Origin of the sequence: Pseudomonas floridensis (assembly GCF_002087235.1) — a bacterium.
GTDB classification, from domain to species: domain Bacteria; phylum Pseudomonadota; class Gammaproteobacteria; order Pseudomonadales; family Pseudomonadaceae; genus Aquipseudomonas; species Aquipseudomonas floridensis.
This window is the reverse complement of record NZ_MUIO01000167.1, coordinates 1-934: the sequence shown is the minus strand read 5'-3', so window position 1 is coordinate 934 and position 934 is coordinate 1. Positions and strand designations below refer to the sequence as shown.

Annotated in this window: 1 protein-coding gene; it reads right to left on the bottom strand. The window is 60.6% G+C overall.

Features of this window, described 5'->3' with window-relative positions; translation table 11 throughout:
- Window positions 1-934: Ig-like domain-containing protein (locus tag BZK31_RS27530; protein WP_244182751.1), on the bottom strand; the 934-nt coding region annotated here is incomplete at both ends.

Below are 934 nucleotides of genomic sequence, written 5' to 3'. Positions count from 1 at the left end.
GCTTCGCTGAAGGTGATGGTCACCAGCGAGGTTTCGCCAATGGACAGCGCGCTGTCAGCAATGACGATAGTGGCGGACGGACGTACGGTGTCGATCGTGAAATTGCCCGAGTTGCTGGTGCCGGACCCGATGTTGCCCGCCAGGTCGGCCACGCCTGCGTTATTCAGGGTGATCAGGTTGGTGGTGTCGTTGACGTTGCTGTTCGGTGTATAGACCGCTGTCCAGGTGATGCCGCCATCGCTGCTGGTCACGCTGCTCAACGTGCCGTTAGGCACGCTCAGGTCGGCGTTGGTGAAACCGCTGACCGCTTCGCTGAAGGTGATGGTGACCAGTGAGGTTTCACCGGCTGTGAGGCTGGCGTCCGCGAACAGCAGGCTGGCGGTCGGGCGCTGAGTGTCGATCGCGTAATTGTTCGACGTGCTCGTGCCCGAGCCCACATTACCTGCCGCATCGCTGACACCGGTATTGGCCAGGGTGATCAGGTTGGTCGAGTCGGTAATGTTGTTGGTCGGTGTGAATATCGCGGTCCACACAATGTTATTGCTGGTGGTCAGGGTGCTCAGCGTGCCGTTGACGACGGTCAGGTCCGCATTGGTGAATCCGCTGACGGCTTCGCTGAAGGTGATGGTCACCAGCGAGGTTTCACCGATGCTCAGTGCCGTGTCGGCCACCACGATGGAGGCCGTCGGGCGAGCAGTGTCGATGGCGTAGTTGTTCGAGGCTGTGGTGCCAGTACCCACGTTGCCAGCCAGATCTTGAACGCCAGCCCGGTTGAGGGTGATCTGATTCACCGAACTGGTGAAGTTGTTGGTTGGCGTCAGGGTCGCCGTCCAGGTGATACCGCCGTCGCTGCTGCTGACTGCGGTCAACGTACCATTGGCCACCGTCAGGTCAGCGTTGGTGAAGCCGGTGACGGCTTCGCTGAAGGTGATGG